This is a genomic window from Ancrocorticia populi (genome assembly GCF_003123745.1).
Taxonomy (GTDB): Bacteria; Actinomycetota; Actinomycetes; order Actinomycetales; family Actinomycetaceae; genus Ancrocorticia; species Ancrocorticia populi.
This window is the reverse complement of the sequence record NZ_QETB01000001.1, coordinates 46,099-68,911: the sequence shown is the minus strand read 5'-3', so window position 1 is coordinate 68,911 and position 22,813 is coordinate 46,099. Positions and strand designations below refer to the sequence as shown.

Sequence of the window (22,813 nt, the reverse complement as noted above, 5' to 3'; positions counted from 1 at the left end):
GAGTGCCCCAAGGGTAAGAGTTCAATCATCTCCGCTGCCAGCACCCGAGCAGCGGAGGAGCGTGACCAAGTTCGTAAGGCGCATCATACCGGTATTGGCCGCGTCACAATAGGGCAGATTGCCAGATCTTATTACGAAGAAACCACCGCTATTTGGTTCTAAGCACTGCCATTATCATCGTGAAACAACACGAAGAGCGTCAGAGCAAATATCTTCAGATCTAAGAGCCCGCTTTGCATTCTCACGTACTCAACATTTGGGCTTTCGGTTCCCCTTGCCAGCTCCGTGGCCCCAGCCGCCTTCTCCAATCCAGACATTCCCGGCCTGACGAGCAGGCGCTGACGGATTTGCGGAATCTCCTGACGCGAGGCCCGGTAGAACTCTCTGGATTCGGCGCTCGGTCCGATGATGCTCATGCTCCCCATAAGGACGTTGAACAACTGGGGCGCCGCATCCAAATGAGTCCTTCGGAGAAAACTAGCTGTACGTGCTGGTTCGTCTGACTGGGAAAATTCGTGGCCGGTCTGGAACCTCATCAATACGAAAGGACGGCCGTCTTTACCGATCCTTTCGGCCAGATCCAGTACGGGGCCGCGGGATTCAATCTTAATCGCCACAGCGGCAATCACCATGGGGATGCCCAGCAGGATGATTCCTAGCGCCGAAACGATGATGTCTCCAAGGCGTTTGAAGCAGCGATAGAGGAACAATCGAACCGTATGCCAATCCAACTGGAATCTCTTTCCGCTGTGCTCCGCACCAGCTCCCACTACCCGTGCCCTTCTGTTCAACAGATGCGGCGTAGCTGAGCCGCGCGATAGATCCAATTTTGCCACATTGATCGCAGTTTTCCACGGCAAAACCACAACTTATACACAACTCAATTCCTCCACAGTTGTGGGTATGTCTGTGGATAATGACAGGCGTGTAATTAGTAGCGGAATGGGCTTCTCACACGATTTCCTCGAGATCGTGCGGAAAGATCGGGGTCGGAGGTTGGCTACTCTATTCAGAGTTATCCACCGACATACGGCAATTGTGGAAAACTTTACCCACAGATTGTGAGTGATTGTGGGTAATGGTGCCCTGAGGAGACTAGCGGTATCCCCAAAAGAAGAGTCCAACGAGCGCAGAGGCCACAACCAGAAATACCACGGCATCGCGGATTCGGCGGCGAGTGGGCGTGAGGCTCTCGCGTCCCATCGTCATCAGCCGCATCAAGATGCCGCCGATGAGTAGGCCACCTACATGGGACTGCCAGGAAATGTTCATGCCGGGGACGAAGCCCAAAAGCAGGTTGGCCACGATCACGATGATGAGACTCGTGGCATTTGATCCGAAGTGGCGCACCAAGATGAAAAGGGCACCAAACACTCCGAAGACGGCGCCCGAGGCGCCTACAGTTGCCGTGATCCAGCTTTGACCGGAGGGATCGGCGGTTAGGAGCACAGCGATATTTCCGGCGACCGCCGAAAGTAGATAGATCCCAAGAAACCGTATACGCCCTATGGCTGGCTCGAGCGCGGACCCAACCAGCCATAGGGCGTACATGTTAAAGACAAGATGCCAGAAGCCCGCATGAAGAAAAGCGGAACCGAGGATTCGGTAGGGCTGATCCTCGCCAAGAACCGGGGCGTAAACGAGTGCGGCGCCGATTCTCTGGTTAAGGAATTCGGCTATCGCAACAGCCACGCACACGCCAATCAGGCATAACGTGACGGGCGCGTTCACGTTCTCGATCCCTAGGAAACGGCGTGACTTCGCCCAGAACCCTGACGAGCTGACATCACTCATAAGAGTTGGCTTATTCGTTGACCGAAATGGACTCGATCACTACGTCTTCTACCGGGCGATCTGCACGGCCCGTAGGAGCCAGCCCGATCTCATCCACAACAGCCTTGGACTTGTCATCCGTGACCTTGCCGAAGATGGTGTGCTTGCCCTGTAGCCACGGTGTAGGTGCAACGGTGATGAAGAACTGGGAACCGTTGGTGCCGCGGCCGAAACGCTTGCCTGCGTTTGCCATGGCCAGGACGTAAGGATCATTGAAGTTGAGCTCGGGATGGATCTCATCATCGAACTGGTAGCCGGGACCACCAGTACCAGTTCCCAGCGGATCGCCGCCCTGAATCATGAAGTTGGAGATGCAGCGGTGGAAGATCGTGCCGTTGTACAGCGGATCGGTTGTCTTTTGACCCGTTTCCGGATCTGTCCACTCGCGCTCTCCCGTTGCTAGTTCCGTAAAGTTCGCAACGGTCTGAGGCGCTTGATTCGGATATAGCTCCACGTTGATATCCCCGTGGTTAGTATGCAAAGTAGCTTCCATAGGGTCCATCCTTGCACAGGAGTGGGCACAGTGCCGCATTCCATCCACACAGGCCACTCTCCGTGCTCCACAACACGCTGTTTTCAGTTGGCTCACCGCGTAAAGATTCGGTGAATTCGGCTGTTATGCTGACAGAGCACCAATATCTAGGCAAGATAGTGACATAGGACCCCTCACTTGGCCTACCAGCGATCAACCAGATCGCGATGTGAGGAGTTGACCAAGGAGGATTTGATGTTCTGCCGAAAGAAGAAGGCCCAGAAGAAAATCGCCGCGCAGACTCCTGATCAGGTGCGCGCAGTGGCAGAGACTCTGAAGGACAGTGCCAACGCCACATCCAAGCAGATTGCACAGCAGGCCCAGACTCTCGCAGCTCAGGGAGCGGAATGGGCCGCCCCGCACATTGAGGATGCAACGAAGAAGGCATCCGAGTATGCCGATCAGGCAACCGAGCTGACCAAGCAAGGTATCGACTGGGCCACCCCTCACGTAGAAGACGCCGTGAAGAAGGCATCCGAGTACGCTGATCACGCCACCGAGCTGACCAAGCAAGGTATCGACTGGGCCACCCCTCACGTAGAAGACGCACTCGATAAGGCCAACGACGCCAAGGACAAGGTACTCAACGATTACGTACCGCGTGCCAAGGCCGCCGCAAAGGCTGCAAACGAGGCCGCTCGGTCCGATGGGGACGTTAAGACCAAAGCAGTAGCTGTTCAGGAATCAACCACGAAGGCACTCACCACGAGCCCCAAGAAGAAGGGGCGGGCCAAGAAGTTCTTCGGTATCTTCGCAGCACTCGGTGCCCTCGGTGGCGGCGTCTTCTACCTGTGGAAGCGCAGCCAGCCCGTTGAGGATCCTTGGGCCGAGGCCTATTGGGAGGACGTAAAGAGCGCAACTCCAGCAAGCGCGAATACGCCCGAGCCCGATATCGCCCCGACCCCCGAAGTAGCTACTGAGGAAGTAGCCGAGGAAGTTGCAGAAGAGGCGGCCGAGGGAGCCTTGAACGATGAGGCTGCGGCCGAGCCCGAGAAGACGGCCAGCAAACCTGAGCCGACCGTAACGGATCCAACCGACAAGCCTGCTGAGTAATCCTCCTAAGCGACGAATTGCCCTCGCCAAGTTTTAGCCTTGGCGAGGGCACTTTTGTGGTCACACCGAAGCCCTCGGTACACCATCCCCTGAGCACACCCCTCACGGTTCCCACAGGCCCGCTCCGTGAAGAAACTCTCCACAGGATGCCAGTTACGCCACGTCATGGCTAGGGCTACATGCCCTACTAAACTTCATGGACACCTCTCATTATGATCTTCTGACCACAGCAGGACTTAGCAGAGCACAGCGCAAACAACCCGAGGAGCATTGCTTGGTCCAGCTCCGACGCGGTATCTACGTTCCGGTTAGCTCTTACTCTTCCATCTCAGAACCTTGGGAAGTCAGGCATCTCGCCTCAATTCATCGTGCATTTGCCGTACGCGTATCATGCCGAGACGATTCATCACTCGTATTCACATCTGAGATCGCCCTCAAACTACAAGGGGCCTTTCGCGATCGAGGGTGACGGGTAAACCGGGGCAGAAACGGGGCGCTCACGGTTTAAAGGGGGCGCTCACGAAACGGAGCACCGCCGCGGGTCGTGAGAGTGCGTGTTCCGCCTTCAGAGTAAGGGTTCGATCCGCCGCACTCACGAAAATGGGTGCGCTCACGGAAATGATGCGAGGTGCTGGCGGGAATACTCGGCCGCAAAGACGCGTTGTACTCAGTGTTCCCAAGGTGAAGAGACTGAGGTTAACGCAATGCAACAGGAGCATCAGGACTACGAACACAGCACCATGAACATGGACAATGGGCAACCCGGCGATGAACACTCTGGCCACGAGCAATCGGGCCACGACCACTCGGGACACATGGACCACGTGGCCATGTTCCAGCGTCTCTTTTGGATCATGGTGGTTCTCGCGATCCCGGTGATCGGGTTCAACGCAATGTTTGCCAGCTTGATTGGTTACTCGTTGCCGGACGCCGCGTGGGTTGATTGGGTTTCACCGATCCTTGGAACGGTGATGTTCGTGTGGGGCGGCAAGCCCTTCCTCTCCGGAGGCCTTCAGGAGATCAAGGACCGCCAGCCCGGCATGATGCTTCTCATCGCTCTGGCAATCACCGTGGCATTCGTTTCCTCGTGGGGGTCCAGCCTCCATCTGCTGGGTCACGAACTCGATTTCTGGTGGGAGCTAGCCCTCCTCGTGGTCATCATGTTGCTTGGCCATTGGATCGAGATGCGCTCACTGGCCCAAACCAGTTCGGCCCTCGATTCCCTTGCGGCCCTCCTGCCTGATGAAGCAGAGGTAGTGCGCGGTGATTCCACCGAGAATGTGGCGCCGGAGGATTTGGAGGAGGGCGACGTCGTCGTTATTCGTCCCGGATCCTCGATCCCAGCGGACGGGACGATTGTAGAAGGTTCCGCCCACGTGGACGAATCGATGATTACGGGCGAATCGTGGCCCGTCTCCCGTAGCGAAGGCGATCGCGTGGTGGCCGGGACGATCTCAACGGACTCGGGACTGCGCGTGGAAGTCTCTGCGACGGGAGAGGAAACCACGCTCGCAGGCATACAAAAACTCGTCTCGGATGCTCAGTCTTCGTCCTCGCGCGCCCAACGCATCGCGGACCGCGTGGCCGCCCTCCTCTTCTGGTACGCGCTGATCGCCGCGGCCATCACAACTATCGTCTGGTTGATCGTGGGAGCACCCGAAGACGCCGTGACCCGCGCGGTGACTGTGCTAGTGATCGCTTGCCCACACGCACTCGGTTTGGCCATCCCCCTCGTGGTCTCGATTGCCACGGAACGCGCCGCCAAGAGCGGTATCCTCATCCGGGACCGGCTGGCACTCGAATCCATGCGAACCGTGGACACGGTTGTGTTTGATAAGACCGGTACGCTCACCGTTGGAGAGCCGCGCGTGACCGGTACCGCCTTGGCGGATCACAGCGCAGCTGATTCAGAGGATCAGCTCCTCTCCTTGGCCGCCGCGGCTGAAGCTGATAGTGAGCATCCGCTCGCGCGCGCCATCACCGCCGCCGCCCGCGACAAGGAGATCGATGTCCCACACGCCCAAGATTTCTCCTCAGAACCGGCGCTTGGCGTTAGCGCAAAGGTTGATGGGCAGAAGATCGAGGTTGGCGGGCCGAACCTCCTCGATTCACGGGATTTGACCGAACTGGAGGCCGTGGGCAATTGGAAGAATGAGGGCGCTATCGTGCTCCACGTTGTGGTTGATGGCGAAGTTGCCGGTGCCCTACGGCTTGCAGATGAGGTGCGCCCCGAATCCAAGGCCGCCGTTCAGGCCCTGCACGATCAGGGCACAGACGTAGTGATGATTACCGGTGATGCTGAGGCCGCTGCGAATGCCGTGGCCGACGAACTCGGGATTGACCGCGTGTTCGCTGGGGTAAAACCCGAAGATAAAGCCTCGAAGATCGGCGAGCTCAAGGACGAGGGTCATAAGGTCGCGATGGTGGGAGACGGCGTGAACGATGCGCCGGGCCTCGCCACCGCTGATGTTGGACTCGCGATTGGCGCTGGAACTGACGTTGCGATTGGCTCGGCTGGCGTGATCCTTGCGTCCTCCAACCCGGAGTCCGTCCTAAGCGTGATCAAGCTTTCCCGCGCCACCTACTCCAAGATGCAGCAGAACCTTTGGTGGGCCGCCGGCTACAACTTGCTGGCCGTGCCGCTGGCCGCTGGCGTGCTAGCACCCATTGGCTTCATCCTTCCGATGAGCGTGGGCGCGATCCTCATGTCGCTTTCCACCGTTGTGGTTGCCCTCAATGCGCAGCTTTTGCGGCGGATAGATCTTTCATCGGCGGGGTAATATCAGCATTCATCTCGCTGAGCGCGAGGTCCTCCTCGGGGTCTCCCTGTTGCTCAGGCGCGGTTAATCCGGTTGCTGATTCGAGCTTCCTCGAGAGGATTCGCGCCAGTTGCCCAAGGAGGATGTTCACGATAATGAACATCACCGCGGCAACGAAGAGTGCGGGCAGGTAGTTCTGGTATGCCGAACCGAACGTCTTCGCCCTGTTGAGCAGCTCAAAGTAAGTGATTGTGTAGCCAAGCGCCGTGTCCTTGAGGATAACAACAAGCTGGGCCACCATCGATGGCATCATCGCGATTAGTCCCTGCGGAAGCAGGATCGATACAAGGGTTCTCCCGCTGGTCATCCCCAAGGCAAGCCCAGCTTCGCTCTGGCCAGAAGGAAGGCTCTTGACGCCCGAAGCAACAAGCTCCGCGATGACTGCTCCGTTGTACATGGTTAATCCACACACCACACCCCAGAACGGCGCATCGGCGGGGTTATCGAGCGCGGCCGCGAACATGAAGTAGAAGAACAGCATAAGGACTAATACCGGCACGGCCCGGAAGAACTCCACCAGAGTTCCTCCAACGATCCGGATTAGCCTGTTTCGGGCAAGCCTCATGATTCCCAAGATCAAGCCAAGGGCATTAGAGAAGACTATGGCTAGAGCGGCCGCCTTCAGCGTGCCGAGGATTCCGGGAATGAAGTATGTTGTCCACGTGGATGTCTCAAGGAAGGGCGTCCACTTTTCGGCGGCGAACTGCCCCTTGTCAGCTAACATGTAGCCGATCCAGGCGATCACACCGATAAAGATGGCTAGCCCTACGGCGGTTATGATGTTGGTTCTGCGCCGTGCGATCGGCCCCGGTTCATCAAAGAAGTCAGAGATTGTTCGGCTCATCGCGCCACCGCCATCTTTCGTGAGAAGTATGTAGTGATCATCCCGAGGGGAAGCACAAGAATCACAAAGAAGAATGCCACCGTGAGAAAGATCGGAATGAGGAGATCTGGGCGATTCTCCAGCATCTCGTTCATTACTGTGGACATCTGCACCACGCCCGCGGCGGTGGCAACCGTGGTGTTCTTCGTCATCGCAATCATGGCATTACCGATCGGGGCAATCGAACCTCGCAGCGCCTGCGGCAGCACGATGGTCCCCAAGGTCTGCGTAAAGGTGAGGCCAAGTGCCCGGGCGGCTTCCGCCTGACCCGGCGGAACCGTGTTGAACCCGGAACGAATCCCTTCGGCTACGAAACTGCAGGTGTACGCGGAAAGCGCCAGTACGGCCAGCCAGAAGGAGTTGTTCGCAATGTCGTTAGAGAACTCCACACCCAAGGAGGACCACAGGACCAGAGAACAGAACACCATCAGCAGAGTGAGCGGGGTGTTGCGCACGATGTTGATGTAACCGCTGCCGAACTTCCTGAAAACAGGAACCGGGCAAACGCACAAAACCGCGAGCACAATTCCGAGGATCAGTGCGAAGATCCCCGAGAAGAAGGTCAGTTTGATCGTTACCCAGAAGGCAGAGAAGATCTCATAATCGCTAAACAGTGTGCCGAAACTCGAAAAGAAGTCACCCACTCGTCCGCTCCCATCGTCTTGCGTATGCAAAGCATGCAGACCTCATAGATTCCCGATCTGCTAGACCGTTATTGCAGTGAGGTTAAAGTCAGGCCGGCTCGGATCGCGTCAACCAAGAACCGGGCTAGCCCCAGCCCGTTAGGAACAGGCGCCTCCCACCTCGGGAGGATTAAGCGAAGCATCGGGCGTGTAGGCGTCCCCAAGATTGTCCTGGAGGAACTGGTCCCACGAGCCATCGTCAATCATTTCGGTGAGCGCCTCATTTGCGGGTTCGCACTTATCGGAGCCCTTAGGGAATCCCACGCCGTACGGCTCTTCCGAGAAGGCCTCTCCAACCAGCTTGAACTTGCCGTCATACTCGGGAACGGCAGCATACCCAGCAAGAATGCTGTCATCGGTGGTCACGGCATCGATGGTGCCGTTGCCTAGAAGCTCAACGCATTCCGAATAGGTTGAGGCTTCGTAGAGCTGAACATCGGAAGCGTACTCATCCTTAATGCGCTGGGCGGGGACAGCTCCCGAAACTGAGCAGAGCTTCTTTCCATCCAAGTTGTCCGGACCGCTAATCGAATTGTCATCCGCGGCAACCAAGAGGCTCTGGCCCGCCACGAGGTATGGACCGGCGAAATCGATCTGCTCCTTGCGGGCGTCGGACATAGTATAGGTAGCCACGATCATGTCCGCCTGCCCGTTCTCCAGCATGGTCTCACGCTGAGCGGTGACGGACTGGACGAACTCCACCTGATCCTGCGAATAGCCGAGTTTGTCAGCCACGTAATAGGCTACATCCACGTCAAAACCGGAGTATTCGCTACCTTTTTGCAGGCCGAGCCCCGGCTGATCGAACTTGATGCCAACGGTGAGCTTGTCACCGCTGCCACCGTCACCGCCCGAGGATTCATCGTCCCCGGAACTGGAACACGCACTGAGCATGAGCGCGGCCGCGGCCGCCATTGCTGGAACGCCATACTTATTCTGACGCATTGTTCTTTCCCTTCGTCCAACGGTGTATTTCGAGTGGTACTTGGAGTGCTGCGAGTCAACCTGAAGGCCAACTAGTGCACAAGAATCTTGGATAGGAAGTCCCGGGCTCTTGGGGACTGGGGATTGTTGAAGAACTCATCGGGGGTTCCTTCTTCAACGATGAGGCCGTCGTCCATGAAAATCACTCGGTCCGCGGCCCGGTGTGCGAAGCCCATTTCGTGGGTCACCACCACCATCGTCATCCCTTCGCGGGCAAGGCTCGTCATAACATCCAGCACCTCGTTCACCATTTCTGGGTCAAGTGCTGAAGTCGGCTCATCAAAGAGAATCAGATCTGGCTTCATGGCGAGCGCCCTGGCGATAGCCACTCGCTGCTGCTGCCCTCCGGAGAGCTGTGCCGGCCGCTTCGATGCCTGAGAATCAACGCCTACCCTCTTCAGCAAGTCCATCGCTTCGGCTTCTGCCTGCTTCTTGGAGACCTTCTTGACTTTGATGGGGCCGATCGTCACGTTGTCCAAGATAGACTTGTGTGCGAAGAGGTTGAACGACTGGAATACCATTCCCACTTGGGCGCGAAGCTGGGCAAGAGCGCGGCCTTCAGACGGCAGCTCCTTATCTCCAAGGATGATGGTTCCTCCTTGAATGGGCTCCAAGCGATTGATCGTCCGGCAAAGGGTGGACTTGCCGGAGCCCGACGGGCCCACGATCACCACTACTTCGCCTTCGGATATCGTCAGGTTTATGTCCTTGAGGACGTGCAGGTCCCCAAACCACTTATTGACGTTCTCAAGCTGCACCAGTGGTTCTCCGCGATGTTCGATTTCCTTGTGCATGGGTCCTCACCGTGTCAGTCTGGGTTTCGTGACCACCTAAGTGGAAGTGACTTGTAGCCAATGCTCACAGAGCGATATTTCTTCCGAGTTTCTGGTGGAGAACAGTTTCGTGACATAACCGGTGGAGCATCGTCTCGTTGGTCTTGCCTTCGGCGAAATATCCGTAACGACGACGAAGAGTGACGCCCACCACCTCATGCCAGTAGACTTGCTGAGATCACAGATAACTGCGATTGCAAGGAGGCAATCCCATGGACAGCGTGTATCTAGGAATCGATCTGGGCACGGGTGGTGCCCGGGCGGGGCTATTCGATGGGCATGGCGTGGCGCTGGCCTTCAGTGCACAGTCAGTTGAAAGCTACTATCCGCGGCCCGGTTGGGTGGAACAGGATCCGGACGAGTGGTGGCGGGCCATCGTTGGCGCAGTGCGGGGAGTGATCGCCGATGCCGGTGTGCGCCCACAGGAGGTGGCTGGCATCGGGTATGACGCCACATCCGCCACGCCCGTTTCGCTAGACTCCCATGGTAGGCCCCTGCGCCGAGCGATCCTGTGGGCAGACGTACGTTCGGCCCCCATTGCCGCACGGGCCTCAGATATCGATCACTGGGCTCGTCTGTACAACGGCGGAGGTAAAGATGATGCCTCGGCCGAATGGTTCCCGTTCAAGGCGATCTGGCTCAAGGAGCACCAGCCGGAGATATGGGAGCAGACGGCCCTGCTGCTCGATGCTCCAGACTGGATAGGGCTTCAGCTTACGGGCGAGCTCGCATACAACACCTGTTCGGCGGCCATCAAGTGTTACTACAACTCCGATCACGGCGGCTGGCCAGAGGACTTCTTCGCGAAGCTTGGCGGCGAGGACATCCTGTCCAAAGTCCCCTCGAAGGTCCAGCCAATGGGGAGCCTGCTGGGCGGACTGAGTGTTGCCGCGGCAGAGGAGCTCGGCCTCGTGGCCGGAACTCCCGTGGGGCAGGGCGGAATCGACGCGGAGGCCGGGATGGTGGGCATGAACGTCCTGACTCCCGGCGATATGGCCCTCATTACTGGTTCCAGCAACTGCCTGCTGGCTCAGAGCGCCACGGCTCTGCACGGCCCCGGCATGTTCGGCGGGCATAAGGACGCCGTTGTTCCCGGGCAGTACACGCTCGAGGCCTCCCAAGGATCCGCGGGTTCAGTGATGCAGTGGTTCCTACGCACATCGGCCGTTGATCTCATGGAGAAGGAGGCGGGCGGCGGACCATCCGCCTTCGAGGTTCTCAACGAGCTCTCTCATGACATACCGCCTGGTTCGGACGGCGTGGTTGTGACCGAGTACTTTCAGGGCAATCGCAGCCCCTACACCGATAACCGGGCGCGTGGCACGATCACCGGACTCAGCCTGCACCATAGGCGCGAACACATCTATCACGCCATCCAAGAGGCCAACTGCTACGGGGTAGAGCACAATCTGCGCACAATGAAGTCTCTGGGGTATCACCCTCGGTCGCTAACTGTGTGCGGGGGTGCCACCAAGAGCCCCGCATGGCTCCAGATGCACGCGGATATCTTGGGTATGGATGTTAACGTGACAAAGGTTCAGGACGGGCCCGCTCTGGGTTCGGCTATCCTCGGCGCAGTTGCCGCGGGCCGGTACGCTAGCCTGCAGGAGGCGGCGCAGGCCATGGTGCACGAGCACTACACGCTCTCGCCAGATCCGGAAAAGCACGAGGAGTACAAGTTCTGGGTGGATCGGTACACGGAGATTCATCCAGCAATGCGCGATATCCAGCACTCTATCGCGGATCACATGAGTGATCTCGAGGGTTAAGAAGGAAGGACATCTCCATGAGCACAGCCATTGTTGACGAGGCACTGAAGCAGGCTGAATCCACCAAGGTAATCTCGGTTGGTCGCGGAGTAATCAACCAGGCGGGTTCAACGTTCGTCGATGGCCTTCTCGGGGATCGGCCCTGCCTCCTCGTGGCCGATGAGCGAACGTGGGCGGCCGCTGGCGCCACGCTTGCCGAGGAACTCAAGGCCGCTGGGGCTACTCTGGTAGATCCACTGATCTATCCCGGCCAGCCCACGCTGTACGCCTCCTACGATCACGCTGAGGAAATACGCGAGGAGCTACGCAGAACCGGGGCACTCGCCATTGCGATCGGATCAGGCACACTGAACGATCTAGCGAAGCTGGCCTCCGGCGAACTCGAGCAGCCGTACGGAGTTTTAGCCACGGCCGCCTCGATGGACGGGTACAGCGGGTTCGGTGCGCCAATGACCCGCGGTGGCCTGAAGATCACGATGCCCTGCCCGGCCCCGCGTGTGGTGGTGTTTGATCTGGACGTGGCCGCTGCAGCGCCCGCCCCGATGGCCGCCTCCGGCTACGGCGATCTTTCGGCAAAGATCCCCGCTGGAGCCGATTGGATCCTCGCGGATGCCGCCGGCGTTGATGCTATCCATCCCCTCGCGTGGAAGCTTGTCCAGGGAGGGGTCCAAGAGGCTCTGTCCCGGCCGAGCGATCTGGCCGCCGGAATTCCCGAGGCCTACGAGGGACTGTGCAACGGCCTTATCATGTCCGGGCTAGCCATGCAGGTAGCCGGCGGAACCCGGCCGGCCTCTGGGGCCGAGCACTACTTCAGTCACCTCTGGGAGCTGGACCATCTGGGCGCTGAACTAGATCCTCCGCTCAGCCACGGCTTCAAGGTGGCCATCGGAACATTGGCCATGGCTGCGTTCTATGAGAAGTTCCTCGCTCGCAACATCGGCGCAACCGATCTCGATGCAGTGATTTCCCGCTGGCCCTCATGGGAAGAGGTAGAGGCCGACATCAGGACAACCATGAGCGGCGCCCTGATCGATAAGGGGATCGCGGAAACCAAGGAAAAGTACGTTGACGCTGACGGATTGCGGCAGCGCCTCACACCCATCGTCTCCAACTGGCCGGTTCTCAATGAGCGGATCGCCCGGCAGCTCGTGCCCGCCCGCGAGCTCCAGACGATGCTCGGCCAAGCCGGTACGCCCACGCGACCCGAAGATATTGGGCTCACCCCAGCCGCCGTGAAGGACGCCTTCCCTCGCGCCATGTACTATCGCTCCCGGTACACCGTTCTGGACGTTGCGCGCGAACTAGGGATCTTCAATGAGCTCGTGGACGAGGTCTTTGCACCCGGCGGCATCTGGGACTAAGAAGAGGAGATACGTGTTGGAGTTTTGTGGGAGACCCATAAAGGCTGTCGCCATCGACATTGATGGCTCGTATGCCCCCGGTCTGGACCTCAGCGACTTCGGTTATGAGGTACTGAGAAGGGTTGAGGAGGAGGGGGTTTCCGTCGTCGTCGTTACAGGAAGGTGCGAAAGCGCGGCGCTCACGATAGCCGAGCGCGCAGGAGCCCGCGGGCCGGCCATCTCGTGTACCGGAGCCGTGATCACGGAGCCGGGTACGCGCGAACGGGTGGCGCTCAACCCGCTGCCCGAAAACGACCTTGAGGTTGCTCTTGCCCTCGCAGAGGAAATGGGCTTGCAGCCGTACGTCTGGGATTCGGCCGGCATTTGGACCGATAGGGAGGGACCAGATACCGATTACCTAGGCGGCTGCAACTTCCTGACGATCACGCCGCGGCCGAAGCCCGACCGCTGGGATCAGCCAGTCAAGGTCATGGCCTCGGCATCCCCTGAGTATCTGGACGCCATCGCGCCAGAGGTGGTGGCTCGGTCCACCATGGAACGCTGCCTTCCAGGATTTTTCGAGGCCTGCATCCCCGGGTGTTCTAAGTGGGACGCGCTCAAGATCGTGCTGGAAAGGATCGGGGTGAGCCCCGAGGAAACTCTCGGATTTGGGGACAGCGCAACGGACGTCGAGTGGCTCAGCCAGATCGGAATGCCGATCGCTGTGGAGAATGCCGCGGCGCCGATCCAAGATCTGGCAGTCGCACGCATCGAACATCACGAGACCGATGCTGCCGCACGATTCTTGGCTGATCTGCTGTAGGTTGGCAACAAGAATAACGCTGAAGGAGAGATATGACTGACGATCGTTTCATTATCGAGCATCATCCAGATGAGCTCGAATACCTGCTGATAGACCAAGAGGCCGAAGGAGGCCCGGCGGCCATCGGCGAGGTCACCTACATCTCGCGAGATTACGGGAGCGCCGCCCCCATCCGGCGTATCCTCGTGCACACCGGGGTGCGTGAGGCGTACGAGGGACAGGGGCTGGCCTCCAAGCTTGTTCGCTTCGTCCTAGACGATTCCATCGCGGCCGGCGTAACCAGCGTGCCCGTGTGCCCCTACATTGTCAGCTGGGTAGAAAAGCACCCCGAGTATGCGGAATACACGGTGGCTGCGACCGCCGATGACAAGAAGGCGATCAGCGAGCAGTAGCGTAGGTCAGGTAGCCGGTTCCGCTGGCGGGCGCCACGATGGTGTCTAGTGCATCTAGATCTGCGAGCGTTGGCTCCCATTGCACCGACTTCGCATTGGCGGCCACCTGCTCGGCGCGGGTCGCTCCTGCGATGATCACGTCAACGGCGGGCTGGGCGCGTAGGCCACCGAGCGCCACGTCCAGCATGCTGATTCCACGTTCCTTGGCAAATTCGCGGATGCCCTCGACAATGTCCCAGTTCGCGCCCTCAAACCGTGCCGTTTCCTGAGCGAGGCGCGTGCCTTCGGGGGCGTTCTGGCCGCTCTGGTACTTCCCAGTCAGCAGCCCGTACGCCAGCGGGAAGTATGGAATGAGGCTCATGCCGTAGTGGCTGAGCGCCGGGACCAGCTCCGCTTCCACGCTGCGGTTATACAGCGAGTACTCGTTCTGGGCTGTGATGAAATGTTCGGCGCCGATGGCGTCTGCAACCGCTGCCGCATCCGCCACCTCCCAGGACGCGAAATTCGAGCAGCCGATGTAGCGGACTTTGCCCGCGTTCACTAGGTCCGTAAGAGCGGAGAGGGTCTCCTCGATTGGGGTGATGCGGTCGGGAGTGTGAAGCTGGTACAGATCGATGTAGTCCGTGCCGAGGCGCGTCAGGCTGCCCTCAACGGCGCGTTGGATGTAGCCACGGCTCGCACGGTTCTCAAGGGCTCCCGGGTAGAGGCCGCCTAGGTCCATGCCAAACTTAGTGGCGATGATGACTTCCTCGCGGTGTCCCTCCAGCGCCTGCCCGAGCATCGTCTCCGATGTTCCCGCACCATAGCTGTCCGCGGTATCAAAGAAGTTGACACCCTCGTCTAGTGCGCTGCGAACCAGTGCATTCACCCCGTCTTGATCCACCCGGCGCCCGAAGGCGTTCGTTCCAATCCCAAGCGCAGAAACAAGAAGGCCGCTGTATCCCAGTGATGTGTATTCCATGCCATTTACGGTACCCGCTGACTGTGGCCGAGGCCATGGGTGGGCTTCAATCGGACCGAATATGGGAACCGGCACGGCGCTGGTGGACGTTGCCGGTAGTCCGGACTCGGCATAGAAAAGGACGGTTCAGGATGCGATTTGATGTTGCTAGTCTAGAAACGACGGACGTTCCAGACATCGAAGGAGGAACCGACATGAGTACCCCCAACCTCTTCCTGATCTACGTCACCGACGTTGAGCGAGCAACCGCGTTCTACAGCGACCTGTTCGATATGGAGCCCGCCATGGTGACCCCTCGCTATGTCTCGTTCGAGGTCGCGCCCGGAGTGCTGTTCGCGCTATGGAACGGGCACGGCAACAATGCCGTGACAACGGCCACCCGCACGTCTGAGGTGGGGCTCATGACCCCAGGCTCGGCCGCAGCAGTAGACGCGCTCTACAGCCAGTGGACTTCCAAGGGAGTCACAGTGATCGAAGAGCCGCATGATGCCGTGTTCGGCCGAACATTCGTCATCACTGATCCCGACGGCAATCTGATCCGAGTCTCACCGTTTGATTAAACAGCCATGGCAAGCTGTCTGAGTCCTCACGGGGTCGAATCCGACTAAGTCTGCAAGATCCTCGTGGCCGGTATGAGACCTAGAGAGTTTCTCTGGCGATCCGATCAGGCCGATTCTCAACCAGCCATCCAAGGAACTCGAGGACTGCGGTAGTGACTGCTGCATGGCGAAGAGATGCGAACAAGTCAAAGTTGTGCCCGGCGCCGGGAAGTTCGGCATAAGCAACAGGTCCCTCATCGCGGGCGCGCATTGTGTGGGCAAAACGTTGAGCCATAGCAACGGGTGCCATGGGATCCTTATCACCGTGGATAATGAAACACGGCGGCAATGCTCGGTCAGTGAACTCAGAGGGATCCGATTGCTCTTGGCCAAACACGGTGCCGTAATAGCCGTATAGCCCAATAACAGCAGATACAGAAGTGTCGGCAGCCTCGAAGTCAGGTTGGAACTCTGGATGATTCGGGGAAACTCCGCAGTGCGTCGCCAGTTGGGCACCAGCCGAACCTCCGCCAATAGCGATTGTGCCAGCGTCCGCGCCGTAGCCACTCCCTTCCGTCCTGATCCACGCGATCACTCGTTTGGCATCAGCAAGGGAGACAAGGAATGGCACCTTGAGGCGGTAATTCGCGCTCACACATACCCAACCATGGCTGGCGAGCGTCTCCAGAAGCAGTTTCGCTTGCCGATTCTTCGAGCCGCTGTGGAAACCACCTGGATGAAAGTAGAGAAACACCGGGCCCGTGGTGACGTTTCGGCCACGGTAAACGTCAAGGAGTTGATCTTTACCATCTGGGCCATATCTAAGGTTTCGATACCTGCGAACCCGTGGGTTCGGGATCCGAAGCGGTGCAATGAAAGCCCATAGGCATCTCAGCAGATGATGCGTTCCACTAGCGTGCGGACGGTGCAAACCCAAGGTGGCATCAAGAGAGGCGTTTAGGGTACTCATAGCTCTAACGGACTGCGCGATGATACGTAGCAGTCCCAAGAGCGTGAGCGATGCCATGCCCACCGCGATGATTCCCACAGGAGCAGTAAGCTCACGGTTATCAGCAGCCGCCCACGTGATGAGGAGAAGGTACCACACGAGCATGAACGGTATTTCAAGGGCGGCGGTACCCAGCACAAAAGTAGGCGTTGCGTGCGGCCCTCGTGTTGGACGTGGCCACAGCGCACTCCATACCATCACCGCAAGGATCAGAACTGACAGACCATAGCCGAAGGTCATGGGATTCCCCTTGTTCTCCGGACAGTCCAGCGAACGCCTACCAGTGAAGTACTACGGGCAACCGCCGGAAGACTGGGCCCCGGATCAATCGTCCTGTTATGGTGCCATAGTTCATCCCTACCCGGTACCCCCAGATTCATCTGCAGTCCTAGCGCACATGGATCGTACTTAGAGAAAACCCTGACGTTTCAATGATTCTGCGCGGGAGCTTAGCAAGCTCCGCAATCGCTTAGGTTGTTAGAAAAGGACCTGCAACCAGAAGGATCAGGCCGTCAGCAGCTTTCTGAGGGTGTTCAGGTTTCGGTTGGTTGTTGTGGCCTTGAAGCGCGCTTTCGCCACAGTCTTTGCGAATGGCGTCGCGGTGCTCTCTCCCTTTGGGTAGCGCCAATACACCACGCCTTGCCCCGCGCCAACTTGCTCGACCGCATGCTTCTCTTGCACCGGTGCCGCTTCGAGTAGCTGATCTCGCGATTCACCAGTCGATGCAAAGTCCACATATGCGTGGTGCTGAACATCTTGCTCAAATGGGTACGAGTCGAGAATTTCAGCCAGCGTAAGAGCAACGTAACGCGGCTACGTGGCCTACCTGTGATCGGACAACCCCTTGGTGTAGCTAGAGATCTGGGGTGAGGACCCCAACCACTTCCAGTTTCTTCCGTGATTAGATGCCGTGAGCAGTCAGCCTATACCTCTACACTCTTAGCCGGTCCGACACGTACACATAGCTCGAAAGGCTCCCAATGAACTCTTCTAAATCCTCCGTAGCACCATCCGTGGTTTCGTGGGTATTATCCCTTGGCTCGCTCATCGGCGGCATTGCTCTCTTCATGTACGGTAAGTCCGAGACCGTAACCGCTCAGGCCGGTGCAAACGATGGGACGATCGCCGACGCCACCGAGTACTACACAAGGATCACCAACGGCGACGCCTCGGTAACCCTTGCCACGGCGCTCATCGCAGCCGGCATCGTCGGATTGATCATCACTCTTTCGCAGTACAGCAAGAACGCCGTGGTTTTTCCGGCCCAGCACCTATCACCGAATGAAGACAGTGTGGCTGAATCAGCAGTGTTTGACGAGGCACCTGAAGTTGACGAGGTACCTGAAGTTGATGAGAAACCTGAAGTTGACGAGGCACCTGAAGTTGACGAGGCACCTGAAGTTGACGAGGTACCTGAAGTTGATGAGAAACCTGAAGTTGACGAGGCACCTGAAGCTGACGAGAAACCCGAAGTCGACGAGAAACCCGAAGCTGATCGCGATTCCAACGAGGCGTCGAAGGAGTAATTGCAGAAACAGTAGCTTCACGGGTCCCGGATGTTGACGTATCCGTAGGTCCGCCCGGGTCTCTTTATGCCTCCACACTCCCGTACTCCGCCTCTGAATCTGCGGGGTTTCGCAGCAATCGAGGCTGGGCTGGCGTAACCGCCAGTCAGTTCGATTCCATGTGACGGGTGACAAGACGATTGGCACAGCGGTCCGCCGCACGGCTTATAACTGCGATCAACAACCCAGCGCAGGCGTTGACTGTAAAGCGGGCCCTGTTGGTCTACACAGGTAAGGCATGCAGACTGGTGGACTTCCCCAACTCGGCAGCATCGAGCCCGGCAAGGAAGCGTCGCCTATCACGCTTTCACAAGTAATCTTCACCCAGTCTGCACTGACCCATAAGAACACCAATGCGACGTCCACATGGATCGTGGGATAGGGCGGAGTCAATAGCACAATTAGCTAAGGCCACAGCCAGTCTGGCCACTGATGAGCCCGATTGCACGAACTAGGTTGAGGGCCTCGGTGATCTGTTCTGAGGTGGGGAGAGAGTCTGGGGCGATGAGAGATTGCACCACTAAGCCGATGGTGAGCCCGCAGGTCAAGGTACCCAAAGTGGCCTGAGCCTGGCTCAGCTCGACATCGGCATTTTCGTCCTCACCGGCGAGGAGCACTCCGAAGGCCCGGCGGCCGCGCGCAATACCCTATCCTGCATTGAAGCGGGACAGAGTTCGAACGTTGCCGATTATGTGGAGCTAAGGGGACTCCGCGTCTGCTCCGCAGCCGCATCGCTCGCTATCGCTCGCCCTCAGGCAGTTCGCAAGCCCCGCTTGCTCCACCGCTGCCTGAGCCCTCACGGGTCCGAGTCCACAAGCCATAAAATCAGAATTGGCCCGGCCGAAGCCGAGCCAATTTCAATTTGTGGACCTACGGAGACTGTTTTCGAAACTTGCCCCGCGGCTCCGACGTGCGCTAATGGTCGTCAGGACGGCTCGGCTCCGGCCGTCCGAGGGCAGAGTGCGCGACCGTCGTAAGACACGACAAGTTGTTCAACCGAATGATCGTCAGCTTGCCGCCGTTGAGGCCCGGTATGCCGAGGGAGCCAAGCTCCGGGACCTCGCGCTGGAGCTTGGCGTCAGCCGAGTCCGACTCGCCGACCTACTCCGTCAACGAGGCGTGCGAATCCGGAACGCTTCTCCTACGCCGGACGAGGTCACGGAGATGGTAGGCCGCTACGAGTCTGGTGAGTCGCTGGAACAAATCGGTAAGCGGCTCGGGTTCAGCGGCGGTACCGTGCGAAATCGCCTGGCTACCCGTGGCGTAGCGATGCGCGACTCGCACGGGCACGCCCGGTAGGGTGCCGAGAGTCCCGATGCAGACCGCAATGGCAAGCTCGAAGTTGTTGCCAGCACCGGTGAACGCAAGGGTCGTGATCTTCGCGTACCCCAGACGCAGATGCCGACCAGTGGAGAAACCAATGGCGAACATGACTACAAAGTAGATGAACAGCGATACAGCGATGCGTGCGACCTCGAGGGGGTGTCTGCTGATGGCATCGCTCTGCAGGGCAAAGAGCATGACGACGGTGAGGAGTAGTCCCCAGGTGGCGAGCGGACTGACCCTCGGCAGGAAGCGGGTCTCATACCAGATTCGGCCTCGGAGGCGCTCGCCGAGGCTCCGGCTGGCCCGATCACCCAGTTGAGCACCAGAGAGGCAATCAGGAGCCGCCGATCTTGCGCGACCTGCCGGAGTCGGGTGTAGCGGACCTTGGCAAGAGGCGGATACGTAATCAGTAGGAGGCCGAGTGCGATCGGGAGGCTTGTCGACCCAATGTGCAGTCCGTCAAGAACGCGCGGAACAGTTGGTGCCAAGCGGCCCAGGAGCACCCCGACTGCCATCACTGAGAGAATCCAGATCGGCAGGAATCGGTCAAGCACCCCCCAAGCGGCCGGCGGGCTGCTGCGAGATCCCTTCACCCGACGATGGTTCCACGGTGGCCACTTCGCGGCGCCGGGCCTGCATCGGATTGCTCACCTCAGACCTCAGTTCGATAGACGACTGTCGATATAAGCTAGCATGACCCCTCCTATAGACGGATGTCAATCTGAGGAGGATACTGGGGTCATGACCACTCCACTCAGCCTAAGCCCGGAGACCACCGAGGAGGCATGCCGCCCGGCGGACACACCAACCCAAATCGACGTGGCCGCAACGGACACCCTTGCTCACCAACTCAAGGCTCTGTCGGACCCCACACGGCTCCAACTCCTGAAGCTGATTGCCTCCCACCCCAACCAGACCGCATGCATCTGCGATCTCACGGTGCCGCTGAACGTCACCCAGCCCACCGTCTCCCACCACATGCGCCTCCTCGTGGAGGCCAGGATCGTCACGCGTGAGCAGCGCGGCAAGTGGGTCTTTTACAGCATCTGCGCCGACACTCTCCGCGGTTTGGGCAAGAGAGTGGCCAGCTTGGCGACGCGCGAGGGCGCTCCACGAGCCGATTGAGACAGTGCCCCCGATGTCGTATTGACAGTCATCGATCGGTGGCGTACTCTCCATCACATAGACACCTATCTATATGAAGGAGATGGAGGAGACATGCCGAGTATTCGAGTTTTCGAACCAGCGATGTGCTGCAACACGGGGGTGTGCGGTCCCGATGTTGACGAGAACCTGGTGAGGTTCACCGCCGACCTGGACGCCGTCCGCCAAGAAGGCGCCGACATCGCGCGGGCGAACCTGGCGACAGAACCTGGCGCGTTTGCAGCCAGCCCAGTCGTCCTGGCTTTTTTGGACAAGGCGGGCTCAGAACAACTGCCCCTGACCCTGGTTGATGACACGACCGTGTTGACCGGTCGCTACCCCACCCGTACCGAACTGAAGCGGTGGGCAGGAATGAGTCCCTCACAGTCAGCAGTTGATTCACAACCGGTTCCCCTGCCTGTCGTTAATTCGACGTCCGGCAGCTGCTGCAGCGGAGGCTCGGCATGCTGCTGACTGATCCCCGGGTATCCCGGGTGGATATGGATTTCCTCACCGACGTCCCCCGCCACTTGTTCTTCACAGGTAAGGGCGGGGTCGGCAAGACGACGGTTGCCTGCGCCACGGCCGTTCACTTGGCTCGGAGTGGAGCCCGCGTGCTACTGGTGAGCACGGACCCGGCCAGCAACATCGGTCAGGTGTTCGAAACCAGGATCGGCAATACCATCACGCCAATCCCGTCCGTGCCGGGTCTGTCCGGTCTGGAGATTGATCCCAACCAAGCCGCCGGGGCCTACCGCGACAAGATCCTCGCCCCGTTACGGGGGTTGCTGGCTGACAAGGAGTTGGCGTCGGTCACGGAACAATTGTCGGGTTCGTGTACCACCGAGATCGCTAGCTTCAACGAGTTCACCTCACTGTTGGCTGACCCCGCGGAGACTGCAGAGTTCGATCACGTCATCTTCGACACGGCCCCAACCGGACACACCATCCGCCTGCTCCAGCTCCCCGGTTCCTGGACCAGCTATCTCGATGACGGAAAGGGGGATGCCTCCTGCCTCGGGCCCATGAGCGGTCTGGAAAAGAATCGAGCCACCTACGGCGCCGCCATCAAGGCACTCACAGATCCCCGAGTTACACGGCTGGTCCTCGTTGCCCGCGCCCAGGCTTCCACCCTCGCCGAGGTGAGTCGTACCTACGATGAACTCGCGGCGCTGGGGATCCGGGCCACCCATCTCGTGATCAATGCGGCACTGCCCAACGATGAGACAACCCGAAGGGTCCAACAGGACTCCCTCTACCAGCAGATGCAACAGCGTCAGGAGCAGGCGCTGACATGCCTGCCCCCCAACCTGGCCGGACTACATCGCGATCAGATCCCACTCAAGGCGGTCGCGATGGTCGGGGTGGAGGCACTCGCTCACCTGTTTGAGCCGGACTCCGATCAACCGGCCCCGGCGCACGAGGCGGATGCCCCCAAAGAATTTCCCGAACTCGCCTCCCTTATCGATGCCCTCGACGCACAGGGACACGGTTTGGTGATGACAATGGGCAAGGGCGGAGTGGGAAAGACCACCGTCGCCTCCGCTGTTGCTGCCGCATTGGCTCAACGCGGTCATCGCGTCCGCTTGACCACCACTGACCCCGCCGCTCATCTCGACACGACCCTTGCCCAGCAGGTTCCTGGACTCAGCATCGACGCCATCGACCCCGAGGAAGCCACACAGGCCTATCGGGACCACGTGATGAACACCAAGGGTGCCTCTCTCGATGATGCAGGAAGGCAGGCACTGAAGGAGGACCTGCGCAGCCCCTGCACCGAGGAGATCGCGGTCTTCCAGCAGTTCAGCCAGGCGGTCGCCGAAGCCGACAACGGATTCGTGGTCATGGACACGGCCCCGACCGGCCACACCATCTTGCTCATGGACGCCACCGGCTCCTACCACCGCGAAGTCACCCGACTCTCCGATGACCCCGAGAACACGGTCACTCCTCTCATGAGACTGCGCGACCCCAGCTACACGAAAATCCTCGTGGTCACCCTGCCGGAGACGACGCCCGTGCTCGAAGCCACCGAGCTGGCGTCCGACCTCGCCCGTGCCGACATTCATCCTTGGGCCTGGGCCGTCAACAACGTGCTGTCCGCCGTCAAGACTGACTCAACGCTTCTGGCAGCCCGAGCCGCCTCGGAAGCCGAGCAGATCCACACTGTGGATCGACTCGCGCCACGACTCGCCGTTATCCCCGCGCAAGGCACCGACCCCGTAGGGCTCCCCGCCCTACAGAGCATCGCTGGACGGCGCCCCCGGCCCGCCGCGCCATCTCAGGTGACTATTGCGCGTGAAACCGTCCAATAGGAGACAACTGA

At 59.3% G+C, this 22,813-nt stretch carries 24 protein-coding genes; 11 read left to right on the top strand and 13 right to left on the bottom strand.

Annotated elements, in window-relative coordinates; all coding sequences use genetic code 11:
* Positions 1-158: 158 nt before the first annotated feature.
* From DD236_RS00350 to DD236_RS00340, 3 genes are all read right to left on the bottom strand, one after another.
* Positions 159-770, bottom strand: coding sequence for a sugar transferase (locus tag DD236_RS00350; protein ID WP_165819774.1), 612 nt, complete (start codon positions 768-770; stop codon positions 159-161).
* Between the two features lie 325 nt (positions 771-1,095).
* Positions 1,096-1,794, bottom strand: a complete 699-nt coding sequence (locus DD236_RS00345) for a rhomboid family intramembrane serine protease (RefSeq protein ID WP_109092404.1) — start codon at positions 1,792-1,794, stop codon at positions 1,096-1,098.
* Between the two features lie 10 nt (positions 1,795-1,804).
* Positions 1,805-2,326, bottom strand: coding sequence for a peptidylprolyl isomerase (locus DD236_RS00340; RefSeq protein WP_109092403.1), 522 nt, complete (start codon positions 2,324-2,326; stop codon positions 1,805-1,807).
* A 234-nt stretch (positions 2,327-2,560) separates the two neighbouring features.
* Here DD236_RS00340 and DD236_RS00335 point away from each other — a divergent pair, with 234 nt between their 5' ends.
* Positions 2,561-3,418 carry a hypothetical protein gene (locus tag DD236_RS00335; protein ID WP_109092402.1) on the top strand — a complete coding sequence of 286 codons (858 nt, stop codon included), beginning with the start codon at positions 2,561-2,563 and terminating at the stop codon, positions 3,416-3,418.
* 704 nt (positions 3,419-4,122) lie between these two features.
* Positions 4,123-6,198 carry a heavy metal translocating P-type ATPase gene (locus DD236_RS00330; protein WP_243409861.1) on the top strand — a complete coding sequence of 692 codons (2,076 nt, stop codon included), beginning with the start codon at positions 4,123-4,125 and terminating at the stop codon, positions 6,196-6,198.
* On the opposite strand, the gene DD236_RS00325 is transcribed toward DD236_RS00330, so the two are convergent.
* The 4 genes from DD236_RS00325 to DD236_RS00310 form a co-directional block, all read right to left on the bottom strand.
* Positions 6,152-7,081 (bottom strand): amino acid ABC transporter permease, encoded by a 930-nt coding sequence (locus tag DD236_RS00325; RefSeq protein WP_109092401.1) that lies wholly within the window; start codon positions 7,079-7,081, stop codon positions 6,152-6,154. The two genes, DD236_RS00330 and DD236_RS00325, sit on opposite strands and share 47 nt — an antisense overlap.
* On the bottom strand, positions 7,078-7,764 hold the full coding sequence (locus DD236_RS00320) for an amino acid ABC transporter permease (RefSeq protein ID WP_109092400.1): 687 nt from the start codon (positions 7,762-7,764) through the stop codon (positions 7,078-7,080). The genes DD236_RS00325 and DD236_RS00320 overlap by 4 nt, the downstream gene beginning before the upstream one ends.
* A 138-nt stretch (positions 7,765-7,902) precedes the next feature.
* The gene (locus DD236_RS00315) at positions 7,903-8,748 is read right to left on the bottom strand and encodes a glutamate ABC transporter substrate-binding protein (protein WP_109092399.1); all 846 of its coding nucleotides are present in this window, start codon (positions 8,746-8,748) and stop codon (positions 7,903-7,905) included.
* A gap of 71 nt (positions 8,749-8,819) precedes the next feature.
* Positions 8,820-9,581: an amino acid ABC transporter ATP-binding protein gene (locus DD236_RS00310; protein ID WP_109092398.1), complete on the bottom strand. Its 762-nt coding sequence runs from the start codon at positions 9,579-9,581 to the stop codon at positions 8,820-8,822.
* A 251-nt stretch (positions 9,582-9,832) separates the two neighbouring features.
* On the opposite strand from DD236_RS00310, the gene DD236_RS00305 reads away from it, so the two are divergent.
* The 4 genes from DD236_RS00305 to DD236_RS00290 are packed head-to-tail and all read left to right on the top strand — an operon-like array spanning position 9,833 to position 13,944.
* Positions 9,833-11,389 carry an FGGY-family carbohydrate kinase gene (locus DD236_RS00305; protein WP_109092397.1) on the top strand — a complete coding sequence of 519 codons (1,557 nt, stop codon included), beginning with the start codon at positions 9,833-9,835 and terminating at the stop codon, positions 11,387-11,389.
* Positions 11,390-11,406: 17 nt separating this feature from the next.
* Positions 11,407-12,750 carry a sn-glycerol-1-phosphate dehydrogenase gene (locus tag DD236_RS00300; protein ID WP_109092396.1) on the top strand — a complete coding sequence of 448 codons (1,344 nt, stop codon included), beginning with the start codon at positions 11,407-11,409 and terminating at the stop codon, positions 12,748-12,750.
* Between the two features lie 13 nt (positions 12,751-12,763).
* Entirely contained in the window at positions 12,764-13,552 is a 789-nt protein-coding gene (locus tag DD236_RS00295) for an HAD family hydrolase (protein WP_165819773.1), read from the top strand.
* Positions 13,553-13,584: 32 nt separating this feature from the next.
* Entirely contained in the window at positions 13,585-13,944 is a 360-nt protein-coding gene (locus DD236_RS00290; protein ID WP_109092394.1) for a GNAT family N-acetyltransferase, read from the top strand.
* On the opposite strand, the gene DD236_RS00285 is transcribed toward DD236_RS00290, so the two are convergent.
* The gene (locus tag DD236_RS00285) at positions 13,931-14,905 is read right to left on the bottom strand and encodes an aldo/keto reductase (RefSeq protein WP_109092393.1); all 975 of its coding nucleotides are present in this window, start codon (positions 14,903-14,905) and stop codon (positions 13,931-13,933) included. The two genes, DD236_RS00290 and DD236_RS00285, sit on opposite strands and share 14 nt — an antisense overlap.
* Positions 14,906-15,099: 194 nt before the next feature.
* On the opposite strand from DD236_RS00285, the gene DD236_RS00280 reads away from it, so the two are divergent.
* Positions 15,100-15,465: a VOC family protein gene (locus tag DD236_RS00280; protein ID WP_109093232.1), complete on the top strand. Its 366-nt coding sequence runs from the start codon at positions 15,100-15,102 to the stop codon at positions 15,463-15,465.
* 79 nt (positions 15,466-15,544) lie between these two features.
* Here DD236_RS00280 and DD236_RS00275 read toward each other — a convergent pair whose 3' ends face one another.
* On the bottom strand, positions 15,545-16,693 hold the full coding sequence (locus DD236_RS00275; RefSeq protein WP_109092392.1) for an alpha/beta hydrolase: 1,149 nt from the start codon (positions 16,691-16,693) through the stop codon (positions 15,545-15,547).
* A 264-nt stretch (positions 16,694-16,957) separates the two neighbouring features.
* Positions 16,958-17,188, bottom strand: a complete 231-nt coding sequence (locus tag DD236_RS00270; RefSeq protein ID WP_109092391.1) for a hypothetical protein — start codon at positions 17,186-17,188, stop codon at positions 16,958-16,960.
* Positions 17,189-17,433: 245 nt separating this feature from the next.
* Here DD236_RS00270 and DD236_RS00265 point away from each other — a divergent pair, with 245 nt between their 5' ends.
* Entirely contained in the window at positions 17,434-17,979 is a 546-nt protein-coding gene (locus tag DD236_RS00265; protein ID WP_109092390.1) for a hypothetical protein, read from the top strand.
* 440 nt (positions 17,980-18,419) lie between these two features.
* Here the strand turns inward: DD236_RS00265 and DD236_RS00260 are convergent, their stop codons facing one another.
* The 3 genes from DD236_RS00260 to DD236_RS12400 form a co-directional block, all read right to left on the bottom strand.
* Positions 18,420-18,635, bottom strand: a complete 216-nt coding sequence (locus DD236_RS00260; protein WP_109092389.1) for a hypothetical protein — start codon at positions 18,633-18,635, stop codon at positions 18,420-18,422.
* Positions 18,636-19,119: 484 nt separating this feature from the next.
* Complete coding sequence (locus tag DD236_RS12120) at positions 19,120-19,539, bottom strand: arsenic resistance protein (RefSeq protein WP_207785698.1); 420 nt, start codon at positions 19,537-19,539, stop codon at positions 19,120-19,122.
* Entirely contained in the window at positions 19,452-19,859 is a 408-nt protein-coding gene (locus DD236_RS12400; RefSeq protein WP_423716450.1) for an arsenic resistance protein, read from the bottom strand. Before DD236_RS12400 ends, DD236_RS12120 begins: the two co-directional genes overlap by 88 nt.
* Before the next feature lie 226 nt (positions 19,860-20,085).
* Here DD236_RS12400 and DD236_RS00250 point away from each other — a divergent pair, with 226 nt between their 5' ends.
* From DD236_RS00250 to arsA, 3 genes are all read left to right on the top strand, one after another.
* Positions 20,086-20,469, top strand: coding sequence for an ArsR/SmtB family transcription factor (locus DD236_RS00250; RefSeq protein ID WP_109092388.1), 384 nt, complete (start codon positions 20,086-20,088; stop codon positions 20,467-20,469).
* Between the two features lie 93 nt (positions 20,470-20,562).
* Positions 20,563-20,961 carry an arsenite efflux transporter metallochaperone ArsD gene (arsD, locus tag DD236_RS12395; protein WP_109092387.1) on the top strand — a complete coding sequence of 133 codons (399 nt, stop codon included), beginning with the start codon at positions 20,563-20,565 and terminating at the stop codon, positions 20,959-20,961.
* Positions 20,952-22,802, top strand: coding sequence for an arsenical pump-driving ATPase (gene arsA, locus DD236_RS00240; protein WP_279322526.1), 1,851 nt, complete (start codon positions 20,952-20,954; stop codon positions 22,800-22,802). The genes arsD and arsA overlap by 10 nt, the downstream gene beginning before the upstream one ends.
* Positions 22,803-22,813: the final 11 nt, after the last annotated feature.

Coding starts and splice junctions, on each gene's coding strand:
- DD236_RS00265 (WP_109092390.1), top strand. CDS start 17,434: ATGAACTCTTCTAAATCCTCCGTAGCACCATCCGTGGTTTCGTGGGTA.
- arsD (WP_109092387.1), top strand. CDS start 20,563: ATGCCGAGTATTCGAGTTTTCGAACCAGCGATGTGCTGCAACACGGGG.
- DD236_RS00305 (WP_109092397.1), top strand. CDS start 9,833: ATGGACAGCGTGTATCTAGGAATCGATCTGGGCACGGGTGGTGCCCGG.
- DD236_RS00280 (WP_109093232.1), top strand. CDS start 15,100: ATGAGTACCCCCAACCTCTTCCTGATCTACGTCACCGACGTTGAGCGA.
- DD236_RS00310 (WP_109092398.1), bottom strand. CDS start 9,581: ATGCACAAGGAAATCGAACATCGCGGAGAACCACTGGTGCAGCTTGAG.
- DD236_RS00315 (WP_109092399.1), bottom strand. CDS start 8,748: ATGCGTCAGAATAAGTATGGCGTTCCAGCAATGGCGGCCGCGGCCGCG.
- DD236_RS00325 (WP_109092401.1), bottom strand. CDS start 7,081: ATGAGCCGAACAATCTCTGACTTCTTTGATGAACCGGGGCCGATCGCA.
- DD236_RS00300 (WP_109092396.1), top strand. CDS start 11,407: ATGAGCACAGCCATTGTTGACGAGGCACTGAAGCAGGCTGAATCCACC.
- DD236_RS00340 (WP_109092403.1), bottom strand. CDS start 2,326: ATGGAAGCTACTTTGCATACTAACCACGGGGATATCAACGTGGAGCTA.
- DD236_RS00250 (WP_109092388.1), top strand. CDS start 20,086: ATGACCACTCCACTCAGCCTAAGCCCGGAGACCACCGAGGAGGCATGC.
- arsA (WP_279322526.1), top strand. CDS start 20,952: ATGCTGCTGACTGATCCCCGGGTATCCCGGGTGGATATGGATTTCCTC.
- DD236_RS00330 (WP_243409861.1), top strand. CDS start 4,123: ATGCAACAGGAGCATCAGGACTACGAACACAGCACCATGAACATGGAC.
- DD236_RS00275 (WP_109092392.1), bottom strand. CDS start 16,693: ATGACCTTCGGCTATGGTCTGTCAGTTCTGATCCTTGCGGTGATGGTA.
- DD236_RS00290 (WP_109092394.1), top strand. CDS start 13,585: ATGACTGACGATCGTTTCATTATCGAGCATCATCCAGATGAGCTCGAA.
- DD236_RS12120 (WP_207785698.1), bottom strand. CDS start 19,539: ATGCTCTTTGCCCTGCAGAGCGATGCCATCAGCAGACACCCCCTCGAG.
- DD236_RS00335 (WP_109092402.1), top strand. CDS start 2,561: ATGTTCTGCCGAAAGAAGAAGGCCCAGAAGAAAATCGCCGCGCAGACT.
- DD236_RS00345 (WP_109092404.1), bottom strand. CDS start 1,794: ATGAGTGATGTCAGCTCGTCAGGGTTCTGGGCGAAGTCACGCCGTTTC.
- DD236_RS00285 (WP_109092393.1), bottom strand. CDS start 14,905: ATGGAATACACATCACTGGGATACAGCGGCCTTCTTGTTTCTGCGCTT.
- DD236_RS12400 (WP_423716450.1), bottom strand. CDS start 19,859: ATGGCAGTCGGGGTGCTCCTGGGCCGCTTGGCACCAACTGTTCCGCGC.